Below are 17,722 nucleotides of genomic sequence, written 5' to 3' on the forward strand. Positions count from 1 at the left end.
GGTGACCAGGGTGCCACGCCGGGCCTCACATCGTCGCGGTGACCTTCTTCAACCCGCGCGGCGCGTCCGGGTCCTCACCTCGCGTGAGCGCCAGGGCCAGCGCCAACCGCTGCAACGGCAGGATGTCCAGCAGCGGGGCGTACCGCTCGTCGACCTCGGGAACCGCCAGCCGGGTGGCACCCGGCACGTCGGCGGAGCCGACCACCACGACGTCGGCGCGGCGTTCGCCGAGGCGGGGCAGCACCTCGCCCATCGACCGTCCACCGGGGCCGGAGCCGACCAGGGCGAGCACCGGCACGTCCGGGTCGGTCATCGCGAGCGGGCCGTGCAGCAGGTCGGCGCCGGAGAAGGCGAGCGCCGGCAGGTAGGAGGTCTCCATCAGCTTCAACGCGGCCTCCCGCGCGGTCGGGTAGGCGTACCCCCGGCCGGTGGTGACGAGTTGGCGGGCGAACCGGTAGCGCGGCGCGAGCTGGGCCGGCGTGCCGTCGGTCAGGGTGCGGGCGGCCAGCTCGGGCAGGGCGTCGAGCGCCTGGCGTTCGGCCGCCGGGAGCACGCCGTCGCCGGCCCGGACGCCCTCCACCAGCATCAGCAGGGCGAGCAGTTCGGCGGTGTACGTCTTGGTGGCGGCCACCGCCCGCTCGTGCCCGGCGGCGATGTCGATGCTCAACTCGGCGACGTCGACCAGCGGCGACCCTGGCGCGTTCGTCACCGCGAGGGTCAGCGCCCCGGACGCTCGGGCGGCGCGCAGCACCTCGGCCAGGTCGGGTGACCCGCCGCTCTGGCTGACCCCGACGACCAGCGCGTCGGACAGGTCGGGGCGGGCCCCGAACAGGGTGACCGCGCTGGGCGAGGCGAGCCCGGCGGGCAGGCCGAGCCGGATCTCGGTCAGATACGCCCCATAGAGGGCCGCGTGGTCCGAGGTGCCGCGGGCGGTGAAGACCACGTGCCGCGGCCGACGCTCGGCGATCACCGCCGCCACCCGGGCGATCTCGGTGGCGTTGGCGGCGGAGAGCAGCCGCGCGTAGCCGGCCGGCTGCTCCTCGATGTCGGCGGCCATCCCAGCCCCTGCACGTGTCACGGACACTCCCCCCTTGCGCGATTGCCGCGCGATTCCTGCTCAGTCTTGCACTTTTTATCGTATCTCAGCAATCGAACGAGCAGGAGTGCGCAGGCGATCACCGAATGATCCCAATATCAACTACGCTTGGCCGGCCACACACGGTCTAGGCTGCGACGAGAGGACGACGTGCCCGAGGGAACGGACGACCCCGCGCTCTCCGCGACGGAGGAGCTGGCGCTGGCCCGGCTGGCACTCGACGAGGGCGACCTGCACCACGCCGCCGGCCACCTCGCCGGCGCGTTGGCGCAGGCCCCCACCCTCCCGGAGGTGCACGAGACGCTCGCGCGGTTGGCCGCGGCGAGCGGCGGCGGCCTCGACCTCTTCCCGATCAACCACCACACCTTCGTGGGGGCGGTCGTCGCCCGCGCCCATCTGCTCGCCACCGCCGGCCGCCCCGCCGAAGGGTTGGAGCTGCTGGCCGCGGCAACCGCGTACGCGCCGGGCACGCAGTGGGCCGGCGTTCCGTGGGTCACCGCGCCCGAGTTGGCCGAGCGGCTGGCCCCGGAGCACATCGCCCGCGTCCTCATGCAGGTCTGCGCCGCGCTGCCCGACCCGGTGCCGCGGGCCGGCCGGGGCGCCCTCACGCCGTACCTCACGCTGGCCCACAACGCGGTCACCGTCCACCCCGAGCACGCTCTGCTGCTGGGCGCGGCGTCCGCGCTGGCCCGGCGTCTCGGTGACGTCGCACTGGCGGTCCGCTGGGCCACCCGAGGGGTACGCGCACAACCGTCGAAGATGGGCGAGGTCTGGCTCGGGTACGCGTACCGCAGCGCGGGCCGGACCCGCGACGGCCTCGCGGCCCTCGGTCGGGCCGTGGAGCTGGACCCCGACGACCTGGCGATCTACGCGGACATCGCCGGCACCCTGGCCGAGATCGGCCGGCTGGACGAGGCGTTGGAGTGGACCGAGCGGGCGTTGGCGCGGGACCCGTCGTTCGACTGCGCGGTGCACACCGCCCACCGTCTGCGGCACCTGCGCGACGGCGACCTGGCCCACCTGGTCGCGCTCGCCGACTTCGTCCGCGACCACCCCGACGACAGCCATGAACACGGCGACCTGGCCCAGTGCTGCCGGGGCCGGCCCTGGCTCGGTCAACTGACCCCGGCCAACGGCCCACTTGTCGACGCGATGCGCCAGGCGGTGGCCGATGACGACAACGGTCTCGGCGGTGCCGTCCGCCTACCCGCCGCCGCACCGCCGAGTGCCGTCCGGACGGCGACGTCCACCGCCCCCGGGCTGCGGATCGACGTCGTCGGGACGCTGGAGCCGGACCCGCGCGAGCCCCGGCGCGCGTCGGCCCAGCGGTTGTGGCAGTACGTGGACGACGTCCCCACGCCCGCGCTGCCGGCACCCTCGGCGACGGCGGTCGAACGGATCGGGCAGATCGCGCACCCGGCGTGGCCGCACCCACCGGCGGCGTACGACGCGGCGGTGGGCCTGGCCGGCCTCGACGTTGCCGACCTGCTCGGCCTGCTGGTGCACCCGCCGGCGGCGCCGGCCAACGCGGTGGGTCGGCTGCTGGCCGCCCACGACCCGTCGGTCTGGGTCCGGGGTGTGCAGGTATGGGCCTGCCTGGGGCTGCTGCACCACCGCACCGACGAGCCGTGGGAGGGGTCGACCCGGCGCCGCGTGCTGCTCGACCTGATCTGGGACGTCGAGGACTGGGTCACCGAGGCAGCACTGTTCGCCCTGGTCACCGCCGCCTGGGTGGATCCCTCGGTACGGTCGGACGTGGCGCGGGTGGTGGCGGACCGGCTCGCCGACGCGGCAGCCGTGGCTCGGGCCCGACCGGTCCCGATCGCCGTCTCGCTGGCTCACCTGGCGCTCGCCGCCCCGGAGCTGGACCCGGCCACCTCGGCACTGGCCACCGAACTGCTCAACACGCGATCCTCCCAACTCCCCCGCCCCCGCAACCCCCTCCGCCGCCTCTGGCAACGCCTGACCCGCCAAAACAGCAGCGCGCCGCGCCGGCCCTGACGGGCTGGCGCGGCGCGGGGGAAGGGTGCGGGTCAGGCGACCGGGGCCGCCTTGCCGAGAGCGATCTCGGCCTCCTCCTCCGGAGTGGCCTGCGGCGGCGCCTCGTTGGCGGTGCGCAGCGGGATCTCCTTGATGAACCAGGCGAGCACCGGGATCACGATGGTGAACAGCACCGCCCAGAGGAAGACGTGCGAGATCGCGTCGGAGAGGCCACCGAGCACCGCCTCGCGCGCCTGGGCGGGCAGTTCCTTGAGCTTCTCCAGGTCCATTCCGCCGCCGTCGCCGCCGAAGGCTGCGCCACCGGCCGAGCTGGCCAACCGGTTGGCGAAGATCGCGCCGAACAGCGAGATGCCGAACGAGCCGCCGATCGACCGGAAGAACGTCGCCGCGCCGCTGGCCGCACCGAGGTCCTTCTGCCCCACGCTGTTCTGCGCGATCAGCATCGACGTCTGCATGAGGAAGCCCATGCCGACGCCGAGCACGACCATGTACAGCGAGGACATCAGCTTGCTGGTGTCGGTGTCGAGCATGGACAGCAGCGCCATGCCCCCGGTCATCACCACACCACCGATGATCGGGTACATCCGGTACTTACCGTTCTTGGTGATCGCCCGGCCGATGACGAGCGAGACGACCAGCATGCCGAACATCAGGGGCAGCAGCAGCAGACCACTGTTGGTCGCCGACGCTCCCTGCACGGTCTGCTGGTAGAGCGGCAGGAAGTTCATCGCGCCGAACATCGCGAAGCCGAGCAGGAAGCCGATCACCGAGATCAGCGCGAAGTTGCGGTTGGCGAAGAGCGCCAACGGGAGGATCGGCTCCTGGACGCGGCGCTCCACCAGGCCGAAGGCCACCAGCGCGAGCACGGCCAGCACGGCCAGGCCGAGGATCTGCGGTGACGTCCAGTCGTACTCGTTGCCACCCCAGGTGGTGATGAGCACGATCGCGGTGATGCCGACCGAGAGCAGCCCGGCGCCGAGCCAGTCGATCCGGTGCTCGGTGCGGTACTTCGGCAGGTGCATGGTGCTGATCAGGACGAGCAGCGCGACACCACCCAGCGGCAGGTTCACGTAGAACGCCCAGCGCCAGGAGAGGTGATCGGTGATGAAGCCACCGGCCAGCGGGCCGGCAACCATGGCAATGGCCATGATTCCGGCGATCATGCCCTGGTAGCGCCCACGCTCGCGGGGCGGGACCAGGTCACCGATGATCGCCATCACGCCGACCATGAGGCCACCGGCACCGAGGCCCTGCACGGCCCGGAAGGCGATGAGCTGAACCATGCCGTCCTGCGGGCCGCCGAGCATCGCGGAGCCGGCCATGCCACAGAGGGCCGAGCCGACGAGGAAGACGACGACCGAGGTCAGGAAGACGGACTTGCGGCCGTAGAGGTCACCGAGCTTGCCCCAGATCGGGGTGGAGACGGTGGTGCCCAGGACGTACGCCGTGACCACCCAGGTGAAGTGGTTGAGGCCGCCGAATTCGCCGACGATCCGCGGTAGCGCGGTGCTGACGATCATGTTGTCGAGCATCGCGAGCATCATCGCGATCATCAGCCCGAACAGCACGACCCGTATGTTGTTGGGTCGTACGCCGGTCTGTGTTGCCTGAGTCATGGGTAAGCTCCCCCCGAGAAATGCCTTACTTACTTGCCGCCCGGCTAGTCACCTTACTAGCCGCACGGTAAGTTGGGTAGCAAGCAGCGGTCAAGCGATTTGGGGGGCGTGGGTGAGCGAGAGCACAGGCGGGACGCGGGAACGGATCAAGGCCGTCGCGCTCGAGCTCTTCACCGAGCAGGGGTACGAGAAGACCTCGCTCCGGGAAATCGCCGAGCGGCTCAATGTCACCAAGGCGGCGCTCTACTACCACTTCAAGAGCAAGGACGACATCGTCGCCAGCTTCGTCGAGGCCCGGCTGGAGGGGATGGACGCACTGATCGCCTGGGCCGCCACGCAGCCCGCCACCCTGGACACCCGGCGCGAGCTGATCTCCCGGTACGCCGACACGATGTTCGACGGGACCCAGCCGTCGGTGATGCGCTTCTTCGAGCAGAACCAGACGGCGCTCAAGAGCCTCTCCGCCGGCCAGCAGATGCGCGGTCGGATGTTGGAGCTGACCGACGCGCTGTGCCGGGGTGACGACTCCCCCGCCGCCCAACTTCGCGCCGCGCTGTCGCTGTTCGCAGTGCACACCAGCTGGTTCGCGGTCCGCGCCCCGCACATCAGCGACGACGAACGCCGCAAGCTCGCCCTGGACGTGGCCGACGAGTTGTTGGCCGCCATCGGCACGCATCCCGACGAGGCGGCGGAGCTCGACCGGGGCGCAGCCCCGGCCGACCTGGACTGATCGGTCGGCGGCGGATCAGCCGCGCGTCAGGTCCAGGCGCAGGCCGAGCAGGTCCACGTCCACCGCCGGCGACCAGTCCTTCTCCGGCGCGCGGACGAACCCGAGCCGCGAGTAGAGCCGGTGCGCCGACTCGGCCATCCCGGCCCGGACGCAGATCACGACCGCCGTGCAGCCCAGCTCGGCCGCGCGCTCGACACACGCCTTGGCCAGCGCGGCGCCGACACCCCGCCCCTGCGCGCCCGGGTCGACCGCGAGCATCCGGAACTCCGCCTCGCCCGGGCCGGACAACTCGGCGAACGGGGTGCCCGGCAGCACGAACGTCACCGAGCCGAGCACCGCGTCGGTCACCTCGTCGACCGCGACCAGCACCTCGCCGCTGACGGCCCGGGTCGATACGTCGGCCAGCACCGTGCCGTACCCGTGTTCACCCTTGAGCTGGCCGTCCGCCTCGTACGCGGCCACGGTCAGCCGGGCCACCGCCGGGAAGTCGGCCGGCTCGGCAGGACGAACCCATAGCCCACTCAAGCGATCACCGCAATGAGGTCGCCGTCCTGCACGACGTCCCCCTCGTGCACGGCGAGCCGCTCGATCACACCATCGGACTCGGCGATGACCGGGATCTCCATCTTCATCGACTCGAGGATCACCAGGGTGTCGCCCTCGGTCACGGTGTCACCTGCCGTGGCGACGACCTTCCAGACGTTCGCCACCATCTCGGCGCGGATCTCCTCGGCCATGTCCAGGCCCTCCCTTTTCGCGATGTGCCTGCCGACGTATCCAATCATGCGGCTGCCGACGGTGGGCCCGCAGCGGCACGGCCGGGATAGCGCGCCCGCCCTGGGGAAGGCGGCGGGTGTCGACCGCACTACCATCAGCGGGTCGGACCCGATGCCGGGCCGCCGGTGGGCACACCGGCGCCGAGGTCGTCCGCAGAACGGATCCGACCCATCACGAGGAGGTCAGCATGGCGAAGAAGTCCCGCAAGAAGAAGGCCCGTAAGAAGAGCGCCGCGAACCACGGCAAGCGTCCCAACTCCTGAACGGGTCGGCGGGCCGGCGGCCCGTCACCGATCAGCTTGACCCGGCCGACGCCGGATACACCGGTGGCCCGGGTCGACATCGACCCGGGCCACCGGTCTTGGTCCGTCAGATACGACCGACGCTCAGTCGGCCAACTCGCGGGAATCACTGGTCTCGAAGACCACCAGCTCGGTGAGCTTGACCCGCAGTCGCTCGCGCAGCTCGTCCGGCGCGGTCTCGTTGCCGCAGCAACGAGCCACCAGCGCCCGCACCTCCTGCTCAAGCCCGTACTCGCGCAGGCAGGGCCCGCACTCGTCCAGGTGGTGCCGGATCAGCGAGCGCCGCTCGTCGGCGCACTCCAGATCCAGGTAGAGGTAGACCTCCGCGAGCACTTCGCGGCAATCCGTCTCGTGCGGCTCCCCACAGCTCACGTCACACCTCCCGGCCGGCAGCGGCGGCAGTCGAGCCCTTTGCCGAGCGGGCCGCACTGAAGCCCCGCTCCCCGGCGTAGCGCTCGAGCAGCTTGCGCAGATTACGACGGCCCCGGTGCAGGCGCGACATCACGGTGCCGATCGGCGTGCCCATGATGTCCGCGACCTCCTTGTACGAGAAGCCCTCGACATCGGTGAGGTAGACGGCCAGGCGGAACTCCTCCGGCAACTGCTGGAGGGCCTCCTTGACGTCGCTGTCCGGCAGCCGGTCCAGTGCCTCGGTCTCCGCGGAGCGCAGCCCACTGGAGGTGTGCGACTCGGCCTCGGCGAGCTGCCAGTCGGTGATCTCCTCGGTGGGCGCCTGGATCGGCTGGCGCTGCCGTTTGCGGTAGGAGTTGATGTAGGTGTTGGTCAGGATCCGGTAGAGCCAGGCCTTCAGGTTCGTGCCCTGCTCGAACTGGTGGAAGGCCGCGTACGCCTTCAGGTAGGTCTCCTGGACCAGGTCCTCGGCATCCGCCGGGTTGCGTGTCATCCGCAGCCCAGCAGCGTAGAGCTGATCGACGAATGGCATCGCGTCCCGTTCGAATCGGGCCCTGCGCTCGTCCGTCTTCTCGGTGGTCAACCGCACATCCCCTCGCGTCGGATGCTTCCCCGCCGAGGATACGCGCACAGACCTGCCCGCAGATTCACTTCCGGCCGGTGTGCCCGTGCTCACCGCGCCCACCCCGCCCGGTCCCGCCGTCGCGGGCCAATCCGGGCCATCCAGCAGCCGCTTCAGCTGCCGGGCGTCCCGCTCGTCCCGTTCCAGGCTCCGTGTCTCGGTCGGCACCGTGCACCCCCCTCGCAGAAAAGTCGTCCGGGGGTTGTAACGCGAGATGACCACTGGGGCATTCCGGCCCACCCACCCCGTTCCTGGTCCCGGCCCCGACGGCGGCCGGCGCTGGGACCAGGAAGGGCCTGGGAGGACTGGTATCGCCCGTCCGGTTCGGGCCGGCGGCACCAACGGATGCAACGACCCGCGCCGGGCACCGGAAACGGTCGCCCGGGCGAGCCGGGGCCAACCGGCCGGGGGCGAGCCGGGCCGGGCGACCGCGTCGCGCCGCAGCGAGCCGGATCGGCCCGCCGGAGCGCGTCGGATCACTCCGACTCGGCCCAGCCCTGGGCACGCAGCCAGTCGCGGACGAGGGCAGCGGTGCCGGCCGGATCCCGCCGCAGGTCGTGCGTCTCCCCCGGTCGGGTCAGCACCTGCACGGCCGGTCCCGGCTGCGGCGTCCCGAACGGGTCCCGGTCGCCGTTGACGACAAGCGTCGGCAGGCCGGTGGCCAGTTCGGCGGCCCGAGAGCGCTCCGGTCGACCGGGCGGGTGCAGCGGAAAAGCCAACGCGAGCACGCCCACCGCGCCCACCGCGCGGGCCGTCCGGCAGGCCACCCGTGCGCCACTGGACCGACCACCCACCAGCACCGTCGGCACGTCGGCGTGCCGGTCACGCAGCACGCCGAGCACCGCCGTCCAGGCCTCGTCGAGATGACCCGCCGGTGCCGGCGCACGTCGACCGGCGACCCGGTAGGGCTGGGTCACCCGGACCACCGCCAGGCCGGCCGCGACCGACGCGTCCCGGACCGCGAGCAGGTCGGGGGCATCGACACTGCCGCCCGCGCCGTGCCCGAGCACGAGCAGAGCGGTGGCAGGGCGGGTCGGCAGATCGGTGTCGATCCGCGCCGAACCACGCGGAGTGGTGATCTCGTCGCTGGGCAGCACCGACCCATTCTGCGCCGCCTGTCGGGCGACGGGTGCGGACCGGGTGAGCTGATCAGCTCAACGGGACCAGCGTGAGCAGGCGATCCCGCACCGGCGGGCCGGCGTCGTCGACGGCATCCGGGTCGGGTTCGACCTCGCCGCGCCAGGCGACCAGCATCGCCCGCCGTTCGCGGGGCGTGGTGGCGCCCCAGACACCGTGGCAGTCGCCGACGTCGAGGGCCCAGGCCAGGCAGGACCCCTGCACGTCACAGCTGCGGCACAGCGCGACGGCGGCGTCCACCGGCTCGTTCGGTGCCGGAAAGAATGTCTCCGGATCGACCGCCTGGCACGTGCCTCTGGTGCGCCACGCGTCGTCCTGTCGTCGTTCCCGCACGGCCCGCAGCAGTCGCGGATCTCGCCGCGCCGCAGCCACCTCGTGCGGGCGGGGCATACGCGCCCGTGTCATCCACCCACCTCCCCCGTGGGACCGGCAAAAGCTGTGGACGTCGTCCGCCCTGTGCGAATCGACAGCCACTACCGGCGCTGTGTTCTATCGCACTTCGCAACACCGGGACAAGGGTCTGCCGGGAACATGACTGAACAGCCAGGAGACGAATCGAGCGCAACCCTGGCAAATCGGCACCCAACGATGCCCTCGGGCTCAGAACAGAGTCAACTCCTGCGGAGTCACCGCCGGCACCCGGGCGGTCAGGTGCGGCCCGTCGTTACGAACGTCGCCCACCGCCGCCCCCACCGGGCGAATCTCCAACCCGGCAAGCCACTCCGCCGACGCCGGAATGAGCAGCCGCTCCGGCTCGTCGGTCGGCGCCAGCCACGACGACCAGCGCTCCGGCGGCAGCAGCACCGGCATCCGGTCGTGCACCTCGGCCAGGTCACCGAGCGCCGCGGTGGTCAGCACGCTGAAGGTGAGCCGGTTGTCGGCGCCGGACCCCCAGACCGACCAGATGCCGGCCAGGGCGAGCACCGAGCCGTCGCGGGGGGTCAGGTAAAAGGCCTGCCGCCCACCATCGGGCCGGCGGACCCACTCGTACCAGCCGTCGGCGGGGACCAGGCAGCGGCGACGGGAGAACGACCCGGCGTACGCCCGACTGGTGGCCACCGTCTCCGCCCGCGCGTTGATCATGCGGGCCGCCCCGGCGGCGGAGCGGGACCAGTGCGGCAGCAGACCCCAACGACCGACGCAGAGACTGCGGTGCCCCTGCGGGCTGACCCGGACCAGCGGCACCGGGTCGGTGGGCGCGACGTTGTGATCCGGTCCGAGCAGGCCGTCCGTGTCGTCGGACGACTCGAACAGCGCGCTCAGCTCGCCGGAGCTCCGGGTCGTCGCGTACCTGCCGCACATGAGCCACACGCTAACGCGTGGGGGGTCCGTCGGCTGTCCCGCCAACCGGGAGTACGACCGCCGGTTCCCGCCGTCCACCGGCCGACACGGCAGAATGTAACCGTGGGGAACCTGACAGCGACCCGGCCGCCGCAGCCGTGGACCGCACCGACCGCATCCGACCCGGTGATGGCGACGCTGCGTCTGCCCGGTTCCAAATCGATGACCGCGCGCGCCCTGGTGCTCAGCGCGCTGGCCGCCGGCCCGTCGACGCTGGCCGGGCCGCTACGCGCCCGCGACACCGAGTTGATGGCCTCCGGCCTGCGGGCGATGGGCGCGCACGTGTCGATCAGCGACGACGAGCGCTGGTTGGTCCGGCCCCACCCGCTGGTCGGCCCCGCGCACGTCGACGTGGGCCTGGCCGGCACCGTGATGCGGTTCGCGCCGCCGGTGGCCGGGCTCGCCGACGGGCAGGTCACCTTCGACGGCGACCCCCATGCCCGCACCCGACCCCTCGGCCCGCTGGTCGGTGCGCTGCGCTCGCTGGGCGTCCGGATCGACGTCGCCGGCTCGGGCAGCCTGCCGCTGACCGTGTTCGGCGTCGGCCGGGTCACCGGGGGCGAGGTGGTGATCGACGCGTCCGCCTCCAGCCAACTCGTCTCCGGGTTGCTGCTGGCCGCCCCGCGCTTCGACCGTGGCGTCGTGGTGCGGCACGTCGGCCCGCCGGTGCCGTCCGCGCCGCACCTCCGGATGACGGTGCAGATGTTGCGTGCCGCCGGGGCAGCCGTCGACGACACCACCCCCGACGTGTGGACCGTCGAGCCGGGCCCGCTCACCGGCCGCGGCTGGCAAATCGAACCAGACCTCTCCGGCGCGGTGCCGTTCTTCGCCGCCGCCCTGGTGACCGGCGGCGAGGTGACCCTGCAGGGTTGGCCACACAGCAGCGCGCAGCCGGTCGAGCAGCTCCGCTCGCTGCTGCAACGGATGGGTGGAGAGGTCACCCTCTCGACCAGTGGGCTGACCGTCCGGGGCACCGGCGTGGTGCACGGTCTGACCGCCGACCTCTCCGACGTCAGTGAGCTGACGCCGGCGCTGACCGCACTGGCCATGCTTGCCGACTCTCCGTCGGTCTTCACCGGCATCGGGCACATCCGTGGCCACGAAACCGACCGGCTGACCGCGCTCGCGCGCGAGTTCACCGCACTCGGGGCGGACGTCACCGAGGCGCCGGACGGGCTGGAGATCCGGCCCCGGCCGCTGCGCGGCGGGGTGTTCCGCACCTACCAGGATCACCGCATGGCGCACTCCGCCGCGGTGGCCGGGCTCGCCGTTCCCGGCATCGAGGTGGACGACGTGGGGTGTACCTCGAAGACCATGCCCGAGTTCCCGGCACTATGGTCAGCGATGGTGACCGGCAAGAGCTGACGCGAGAAGAGGACAGGTCCTGGCGACCAAACGGCGGGAGTACGACGAGGACGACGTACGGGTCCGACCCGGGAAGTCGTCGCGCCCGCGTACGCGCACCCGGCCCCAGCACGCCGACGCCGTGGACGGCTTCGTCATCGCCGTCGACCGGGGGCGCTACCAGTGCGTGCTGGCCGGGGCCGAGCGCGGCGTGGTGGGGGCCGAGCTACCCACGGTCACCGCGATGCGGGCCCGTGAGCTGGGCCGCAAATCGGTGGTGGTCGGCGACCGGGTCAGCCTGGTCGGGGACACGTCCGGGGCGGAGGGCGCCCTCGCCCGCATCGTCCGGATCGCCGAGCGCCGCTCGGTGCTGCGCCGCACCGCCGACGACGACGAGACCACCGCCGAGGGCCGGCTGGAACGGGTGGTGGTGGCCAACGCCGACCAGTTGGTGATCGTCAGCGCGCTGGCCGACCCGCCGCCGCGCACCGGGTTCATCGACCGCTGCCTGGTGGCCGCGTACGACGCGGACGTCGAGCCGCTGCTCTGCCTCACGAAGGCCGACCTGGCCGGGCCGGAGGAGGTACTGGGCTACTACACCGAGCTGGAGCTGCCGTACGTGCTCAACCGCCCCGACTCCGACCTCGACGCGCTCCGAGCGCTGCTGAGCGGCAAGGTGTCGGTACTGGTCGGGCACTCCGGGGTGGGCAAGTCGACGCTTGTCAACCGTCTCGTCCCGGACGCCCTGCGCGCGGTCGGCGTGGTCAGCGCGATCGGCCGGGGTCGGCACACCTCCACCAGCGCGGTGGCGCTGCGGTTGCCACCGGTGCCCGGCGTCGACACCGACCCGGGCTGGATCATCGACACCCCCGGGATCCGCAGCTTCGGGCTGGCACACGTCTCCGCCGACAGCCTGCTGCACGGCTTCCCGGATCTGGTCGAGGGCACCGTCGACTGCCCGCCCAACTGCCAGCACACGGCCGACGAGGCCGCCTGCGGGCTCGACGCCTGGGTGGCTGCCGGCAAGGCCGATCCGCGCCGGCTGGCGTCGTACCGTCGATTGCTCGCCTCCCGCGCCGGCGACGGTGACTCGCGTGGCGAGAGCGACCAGCGCGGGCCCGGCGAGGGTGACCGGCGCGGGCCCGACGAGTGAGCCGACGGGCGTCGGCTAGGTTGCCGGCATGACCGGGTACGCCGACGACCTCGCCCTCGCCCACCTGCTCGCCGACCGAGCCGACGCCATCGCCACGTCCCGGTTCCGCGCGCTCGACCTGCGGGTCGAGGCGAAGCCCGACCTGACCCCGGTCTCCGACGCGGACACCGCCGTGGAGCGGGAGATCCGCGCCCTGCTGGCCGAGCACCGGCCCGCCGACGGGCTGCTCGGGGAGGAGTACGGGGCGCAGCCGGCCAGCGACCCGGACGGCCGTCGTTGGATCATCGACCCGATCGACGGCACCAAGAACTTCGTCCGTGGAGTGCCGGTGTGGGCCACCCTGATCGCGCTCTACGACGGCGACCGGCCGGCGGTCGGCGTGGTGTCCGCACCGGCGCTGGGCCGGCGCTGGTGGGCGAGCGCGGGCGCGGGCGCGTACGCCGGGCCGGGCCCTGCCGACGGCGAGCGGATCGGGGTGTCCGCCGTGCAGCGGATCGCGGACGCCAGCTTCTGCTACTCGTCCCTGGAGGGGTGGGAGCAGGCCGGTCGGCTCGACGCGATGCTCGACCTGATACGCGCCAGTTGGCGCAGCCGGGCGTACGGCGACTTCTACGGTTACATGCTGCTGGCCGAGGGCGCACTGGACGTGATGGTCGAGCCGGAGTTGTCCCTGTGGGACGTGGCGGCGCTGGTGCCGATCGTCACCGAGGCGGGTGGCACGATCACGGATCTGTCCGGTCGACCGGCCCCGGCCGGGGCCCCTGGCACCGACAGCAGCGTGGTGGCCACCAACGGTGTTCTGCACGCCGACATCCTCACGCGGCTCGATCCTCCAGCCGAGCGCTGACCGTCGGCAACCTCTATCCTCGCCAGGTGGTCTCCTCCGGCTGGTGCTTCCTCGCGGCGATGATCGTCGCGTACGGCTTCGCCAACCTTCTCCAGTCGGTGGCCGCGGCCCGCACCACGGTCCACCACACCTTCGATCCGGGCCTGCTGCTGCGCCTTGCCGGGCACCGGACGTACCTGGTCGGCCTGGGCTGCCAGATCGGCGGTTTCGTGCTCGCCTTCCTGGCCCGCCGGGACCTGCCGCTGTTCCTGGTGCAGGCGAGCGTCGCGGCCGGGCTCGGGGTGACCGCCATCCTCGGCGTGCTGGTGCTGAAGTGGCGACTACCGGTGGCGGAGGTGGTGCTGCTGGGCCTGCTCTTCGCCGGGATCACCGCGCTGGTGCTGTCCGCCCGGCCGGCCCCGTCGAAGCAGCTCGGCACCGCCGGCGCGATCGCCCTGCTGGTGGCACTCGGCGTCATCGCGGTGCTCGGTGTCTTCGCCGTCCGGCTGCGCGGGGCACCCGGTTCGGTGGCCCTCGGCTCGCTGGCCGGGTTGGCGTTCAGCTCGGCGGCGGTCGCCGCCCGGCCCCTGGCGTCCGCGTCGTCCGCCGAGGCGTTCCTCTCCCACCCGCTGTTCTACCTGCTGATCGCCCACTCGATCGTCGGTCAACTGCTGCTCGGTCTGGCCATGCAGCGTGGCTCGACGACCGCCGCGGTCGCCGCCATGGACGCCGCCGGTGCGGTGCCGGCCGCGATCGTCGGCCTGCTGCTGCTCAACGACAAGATCTGGCCGGGGCGGGAGTGGCTGGCGGCGGCCGGTTTCCTGGTCACCCTGGCGGCGGTGATCGGGCTGACCCGGTACGCCGAGCCGCAGCAGCAACGCTCGGTGGCGCGCCGCCGCGACCAGGCAATGGTCGCCGTCGGCCGGCCGGGCTGACGGTCCGGGCCGCCCGGCGGACAACACCGTCGCACTGCCCTCCTTCGGCTACGCGATCTTGCACTTTCTGCCCCAACCTAAGGGGCATGTCACGCAAAACGGCGACCGAAACTGCAAGATCGCCCGGGCTGACCCCACTACGCCTCGACGGGCTTGCGGCGACTCACCACCCGTTCGTAGAGGCGCTCCAACGCGCCGGCGGTGCGCTCCCACGTGTAGCTGCTGCGCACCCGGTCCACCGCGGCGTGCCCGTACGCGAAACGACCGGCGTTGTCGGCGAGCAGCCGGCGCAGCGAGACTCCGAGCGCCCGCACGTCGCCGGGGGGCACCAGCCGGCCGGTGACCTCGTCGACGACGGCGTCCGCCAGGCCGCCCATCGCGTAGCCGATCACCGGCACGCCGCAGGCCATCGCCTCCAGCGAGACCCGCCCGGCGGAGGAGTAGTGCGGGGTGCAGGCGACCACGTCCGCCGACCGGTACCAGGTGGCCATCTGGTCGTGCGGCACCGCGCCGACGAGCCGCACCTGGTCGACGACGCCGATCTGCTCGGCCAACTCGCGCAGCCGTCGCGCCTCCGCGTGGTTGACCAACTGGTCGGCCGGCGGTCCACCGGCGATCACCAGCTCGGCGTCACCGACCAGACGCATCGCCCGGATCAGGTCCTCCTGACCGTGGCCCGCGGCGAGTGACCCCACCGAGAGGATGCGGGACCGTTGTTCGCGCGGTGCGGCCTCGCCGTCGGGCTGGAACTGCTCGATGTCCACCCCGGCCGGCACCAAGGCGACCGAGCTGCGTTGCAGACCCATCCGGGTGAGCTCGTCGACCTCGTCGTTCGACTGGGCCACGGCGATGTCCACCGCCCGGGTCAGCGCACGTTCCAGCGTGATCCGCTCCCCCGGCCCGTCGTAGTGGCCGCCCAGGTGACGCAGCTGCTCGATGCCGAGCGAGTGGAAGGTCTGCACCACCGGAATGTCGGTCTCCCGAACGGCGTGTGCGGCGGCCAGGCCACCGACCCAGTAGTGCCCGTGCACCACCTCGGGTCGCCAGGCACCCGACCACTCGTCGGCCAACCAGCGGCCGACCTCCGTCACGTACGGAATCAGCTCGGCGGTGGGTAGCGGGGTGGGCGGGCCGGCGGGCACCTGGTGCACCTGGTAGCCGTCGATGTTCATCGTCGCCGGCAGCGTCGGGTCGTCCCGGCGGTCGTAGAGGCGGACGTCATGGCCCCGCTCGGCCAACTCGGTGGCGACCCGCGCAATGTGCTGTCGGGTACCGACCGGCGGGCCGTCGGCGTGGCGATAGGAACTGGCGTGCGCGCAGACGAGGCCGACGCGCATGGGTCACCTCCCTGCGATCTTTCCTCGGCGGTGGTCCTCCCGTTCAGAGCGTCCCATTAACCTCGGGACCCGGAGTCGAAACCTGGCAGATCGGGAACAGTCCCCGCAGGTGCCACCGAAGCTTGCGCCACGGCAATCACAACAGCCACAATTCCTGCCGCTTCCACGGTGATCAACAAACGGTCCCTGGTATGACCAGGCCCGCGCGGGGGTACCGATCAGGAATGCCGCTCACCCGCAGCCTCGACGATTCGACCGTGGTGATCACCGGCGCGTCCAGCGGGATCGGCACGGCCACCGCGTACGCGTTGGCCCGTCGCGGTGCCGCCGTCGTGCTTGCCGCCCGCAGCGAGCCGGCCCTACGACAGGTTGCCCAGCGCTGTCGGGAGTTGGGCGGCCGGGCACTTGTCGTGCCGACCGACGTGACCGACCTGGAGTCGGTACAACGGCTGGCCGATCGGGCGGCGGCCGAGTTCGGGCGGATCGACGCCTGGGTGAACAACGCCGCGGTGAGCGCGGTGGGTCTGTTCGACGAGATTCCGGTCGCCGAGTTCCGCCGGGTACTGGAGGTCAACCTGCTCGGGGCGGTGCACGGCATCAAGGCGGCACTGCCGTACCTCAGCGCGGCCGGCGGCGGGGTGCTGGTCAACAACGCCTCGGTGCTGGCCGAGATTGCCATGCCGTACCAGTCGGCGTACAACGCCACCAAGCACGGCATCCGAGGGCTGGCCGACACGGTCCGGCAGGAGCTGCGGGTGACCGGTCGCGGTCAGATCTCCGTCTGCACCGTGCTGCCCGCCACCATCGACACCCCGTTCTTCCGGCACGCGGGAAACTACAGCGGACGGGAGCTGGTGCCACCGCCCCCGATCTACCCGCCGGAGGTGGTCGCCGAGACCATCGTCCGGTTGCTGCGCCGGCCCCGCCGCGAGGCGTACGCCGGTGGCGCGGCCCGGCTGTTCGGCCTGCAGTGGCGGGTGGCGCCCGCGCTGGTGGAGCGCACCCTCGGCTGGTACGCCCACCGCACCCAGTTCGGTCCGGGTGCCCGGGTGGACAGCAGCGGCAACGTTTTCCACGCCGACGCCCAGGCCCAGCGCGACGGCGGCTGGCACGGCCGACGGCGTCAGTTGGTGCGGATGACGGCCGCGTTCGGCCTCGCCGCCGCCGGCACCGCGGTCGGCACGATGGCGGCGATCAACCGCCGGTCCCGGTTGGCTGGCCGATGACCGGCATCGGGCGTCCGAATGCGCGAACTGTCACCGACGCGCACAATGGGGCGATCATGTCGAGCTGCCTCGTGGACATCGATGATTCGTCGGTGGTGGTCCGGCTGTCCGGGGTGCTCGACGCCGCCGGAGCCGAGGCGGTACGCGGCGCGCTGCTGGCCCGACTCTGCGACCGGCCAGGCCCGGTGGTGGCCGACGTGACCGGACTGCGGATCGTCGACCCGACGGGGTGGGGTGTCTTCGCCGAGGTTCGCCGGGAGGTCGCCGACTGGCCCGCCGCGGATCTGCTGCTGTATGACCCGACGATGGACGGGCCCGACGACGCGGACGCGCCGCTGGCCGGTGTGCCGGCCTGGCCGGCCATGGTGGCCGGTGTGCCGGCCTGGCCGGCTCTGGACGGCGCGCTGGCCGCTGCGGCGCCGCTGGCGGCGGTGCTCACCGCCGAACTGGCCCCGACGGTGGGAGCGGCCCGGGAGGCCCGCGAGCTGGTCGCCGCCGGTTGCGAACGCTGGGGTATGCCGACGCTCATCGACCCGGCCTGCATCGCGATCACCGAGATGGTCAACAACGTGGTGGCGCACGCCCGAACTCCGATGACGGTGCGGCTGGCTCCCCAGGACAGCGCCCTGCACCTGGCGGTCCGCGATCGCTCCACGCGTCGGCCGACGTTCGCCGGGCTGTCCCCGCCGAACCGGATCGGTGGCCGAGGGCTGCTGCTGATCGACACGGTGGCCCGTCGCTGGGGCAGCAGCGCCGTACCGGACGGCAAGGTCGTCTGGTGCGTGCTGCACCCGGACGACGAGGCCGCGGGCTCCGAGTGACGGGGATTTTCACCTCCGGTGCCGGTTTCGCCGGGGCATGGCCGGCGG

The 17,722-nt window shown here is 72.3% G+C and carries 19 protein-coding genes; 9 read left to right on the forward strand and 10 right to left on the reverse strand.

The window, feature by feature from the left end:
* Positions 1-25: 25 nt before the first annotated feature.
* Positions 26-1,057, reverse strand: a complete 1,032-nt coding sequence (locus C7C45_RS10595) for an SIS domain-containing protein (protein ID WP_110563461.1) — start codon at positions 1,055-1,057, stop codon at positions 26-28.
* Between the two features lie 189 nt (positions 1,058-1,246).
* On the opposite strand from C7C45_RS10595, the gene C7C45_RS10600 reads away from it, so the two are divergent.
* A complete protein-coding gene (locus C7C45_RS10600) occupies positions 1,247-3,097 on the forward strand; it encodes a tetratricopeptide repeat protein (RefSeq protein WP_110563462.1) in 1,851 nt (616 codons plus the stop codon).
* 32 nt (positions 3,098-3,129) lie between these two features.
* On the opposite strand, the gene C7C45_RS10605 is transcribed toward C7C45_RS10600, so the two are convergent.
* On the reverse strand, positions 3,130-4,713 hold the full coding sequence (locus tag C7C45_RS10605) for an MDR family MFS transporter (RefSeq protein WP_110563463.1): 1,584 nt from the start codon (positions 4,711-4,713) through the stop codon (positions 3,130-3,132).
* Between the two features lie 112 nt (positions 4,714-4,825).
* On the opposite strand from C7C45_RS10605, the gene C7C45_RS10610 reads away from it, so the two are divergent.
* Positions 4,826-5,443: a TetR/AcrR family transcriptional regulator gene (locus tag C7C45_RS10610; protein ID WP_110563464.1), complete on the forward strand. Its 618-nt coding sequence runs from the start codon at positions 4,826-4,828 to the stop codon at positions 5,441-5,443.
* A gap of 15 nt (positions 5,444-5,458) precedes the next feature.
* Here C7C45_RS10610 and C7C45_RS10615 read toward each other — a convergent pair whose 3' ends face one another.
* Positions 5,459-5,968 (reverse strand): GNAT family N-acetyltransferase, encoded by a 510-nt coding sequence (locus C7C45_RS10615; protein ID WP_110563465.1) that lies wholly within the window; start codon positions 5,966-5,968, stop codon positions 5,459-5,461.
* The gene (locus tag C7C45_RS10620) at positions 5,965-6,186 is read right to left on the reverse strand and encodes a biotin/lipoyl-binding carrier protein (RefSeq protein ID WP_208641127.1); all 222 of its coding nucleotides are present in this window, start codon (positions 6,184-6,186) and stop codon (positions 5,965-5,967) included. The genes C7C45_RS10615 and C7C45_RS10620 overlap by 4 nt, the downstream gene beginning before the upstream one ends.
* A gap of 221 nt (positions 6,187-6,407) precedes the next feature.
* On the opposite strand from C7C45_RS10620, the gene C7C45_RS35830 reads away from it, so the two are divergent.
* Entirely contained in the window at positions 6,408-6,482 is a 75-nt protein-coding gene (locus C7C45_RS35830; RefSeq protein ID WP_369814844.1) for a 50S ribosomal protein bL37, read from the forward strand.
* A 123-nt stretch (positions 6,483-6,605) separates the two neighbouring features.
* On the opposite strand, the gene rsrA is transcribed toward C7C45_RS35830, so the two are convergent.
* The 5 genes from rsrA to C7C45_RS10650 form a co-directional block, all read right to left on the reverse strand.
* Positions 6,606-6,893, reverse strand: coding sequence for a mycothiol system anti-sigma-R factor (gene rsrA / locus C7C45_RS10630; protein ID WP_030336658.1), 288 nt, complete (start codon positions 6,891-6,893; stop codon positions 6,606-6,608).
* Position 6,894: 1 nt separating this feature from the next.
* Positions 6,895-7,722, reverse strand: coding sequence for a sigma-70 family RNA polymerase sigma factor (locus tag C7C45_RS10635; protein ID WP_110563468.1), 828 nt, complete (start codon positions 7,720-7,722; stop codon positions 6,895-6,897).
* Between the two features lie 308 nt (positions 7,723-8,030).
* Positions 8,031-8,651, reverse strand: coding sequence for an alpha/beta hydrolase family protein (locus C7C45_RS10640; RefSeq protein ID WP_110563469.1), 621 nt, complete (start codon positions 8,649-8,651; stop codon positions 8,031-8,033).
* Positions 8,652-8,703: 52 nt separating this feature from the next.
* On the reverse strand, positions 8,704-9,096 hold the full coding sequence (locus tag C7C45_RS10645) for a WhiB family transcriptional regulator (protein WP_110563470.1): 393 nt from the start codon (positions 9,094-9,096) through the stop codon (positions 8,704-8,706).
* 195 nt (positions 9,097-9,291) lie between these two features.
* Positions 9,292-9,993, reverse strand: coding sequence for an SOS response-associated peptidase (locus C7C45_RS10650; protein ID WP_110563471.1), 702 nt, complete (start codon positions 9,991-9,993; stop codon positions 9,292-9,294).
* Between the two features lie 102 nt (positions 9,994-10,095).
* On the opposite strand from C7C45_RS10650, the gene aroA reads away from it, so the two are divergent.
* From aroA to C7C45_RS10670, 4 genes are all read left to right on the forward strand, one after another.
* Complete coding sequence (aroA, locus tag C7C45_RS10655; protein ID WP_110563472.1) at positions 10,096-11,397, forward strand: 3-phosphoshikimate 1-carboxyvinyltransferase; 1,302 nt, start codon at positions 10,096-10,098, stop codon at positions 11,395-11,397.
* Between the two features lie 121 nt (positions 11,398-11,518).
* Positions 11,519-12,529: a ribosome small subunit-dependent GTPase A gene (rsgA, locus tag C7C45_RS10660; RefSeq protein ID WP_110563473.1), complete on the forward strand. Its 1,011-nt coding sequence runs from the start codon at positions 11,519-11,521 to the stop codon at positions 12,527-12,529.
* A 28-nt stretch (positions 12,530-12,557) separates the two neighbouring features.
* Entirely contained in the window at positions 12,558-13,376 is an 819-nt protein-coding gene (hisN, locus tag C7C45_RS10665) for a histidinol-phosphatase (protein WP_110563474.1), read from the forward strand.
* Between the two features lie 59 nt (positions 13,377-13,435).
* Entirely contained in the window at positions 13,436-14,290 is an 855-nt protein-coding gene (locus C7C45_RS10670; RefSeq protein WP_244200331.1) for a hypothetical protein, read from the forward strand.
* Between the two features lie 137 nt (positions 14,291-14,427).
* On the opposite strand, the gene C7C45_RS10675 is transcribed toward C7C45_RS10670, so the two are convergent.
* Positions 14,428-15,627, reverse strand: a complete 1,200-nt coding sequence (locus tag C7C45_RS10675) for a glycosyltransferase (RefSeq protein ID WP_110563476.1) — start codon at positions 15,625-15,627, stop codon at positions 14,428-14,430.
* A 224-nt stretch (positions 15,628-15,851) separates the two neighbouring features.
* On the opposite strand from C7C45_RS10675, the gene C7C45_RS10680 reads away from it, so the two are divergent.
* Entirely contained in the window at positions 15,852-16,853 is a 1,002-nt protein-coding gene (locus C7C45_RS10680; protein ID WP_167454697.1) for an SDR family oxidoreductase, read from the forward strand.
* Positions 16,854-16,909: 56 nt separating this feature from the next.
* Positions 16,910-17,674 (forward strand): ATP-binding protein, encoded by a 765-nt coding sequence (locus C7C45_RS10685; protein WP_244200324.1) that lies wholly within the window; start codon positions 16,910-16,912, stop codon positions 17,672-17,674.
* Positions 17,675-17,722 lie beyond the last annotated feature (48 nt).

The sequence above is a fragment of the Micromonospora arborensis genome, assembly GCF_003205615.1.
Classification (GTDB): Bacteria; Actinomycetota; Actinomycetes; order Mycobacteriales; family Micromonosporaceae; genus Micromonospora; species Micromonospora arborensis.

Excerpts from the sequence above, each read along its gene's own strand:
- hisN (WP_110563474.1), top strand. The coding sequence starts at position 12,558 with ATGACCGGGTACGCCGACGACCTCGCCCTCGCCCACCTGCTCGCCGAC.
- C7C45_RS10645 (WP_110563470.1), bottom strand. The coding sequence starts at position 9,096 with ATGACACGGGCGCGTATGCCCCGCCCGCACGAGGTGGCTGCGGCGCGG.
- C7C45_RS10680 (WP_167454697.1), top strand. The coding sequence starts at position 15,852 with ATGCCGCTCACCCGCAGCCTCGACGATTCGACCGTGGTGATCACCGGC.
- C7C45_RS10595 (WP_110563461.1), bottom strand. The coding sequence starts at position 1,057 with ATGGCCGCCGACATCGAGGAGCAGCCGGCCGGCTACGCGCGGCTGCTC.
- C7C45_RS10670 (WP_244200331.1), top strand. The coding sequence starts at position 13,436 with ATGATCGTCGCGTACGGCTTCGCCAACCTTCTCCAGTCGGTGGCCGCG.
- C7C45_RS10605 (WP_110563463.1), bottom strand. The coding sequence starts at position 4,713 with ATGACTCAGGCAACACAGACCGGCGTACGACCCAACAACATACGGGTC.
- C7C45_RS10650 (WP_110563471.1), bottom strand. The coding sequence starts at position 9,993 with ATGTGCGGCAGGTACGCGACGACCCGGAGCTCCGGCGAGCTGAGCGCG.
- C7C45_RS10675 (WP_110563476.1), bottom strand. The coding sequence starts at position 15,627 with ATGCGCGTCGGCCTCGTCTGCGCGCACGCCAGTTCCTATCGCCACGCC.
- C7C45_RS10685 (WP_244200324.1), top strand. The coding sequence starts at position 16,910 with ATGTCGAGCTGCCTCGTGGACATCGATGATTCGTCGGTGGTGGTCCGG.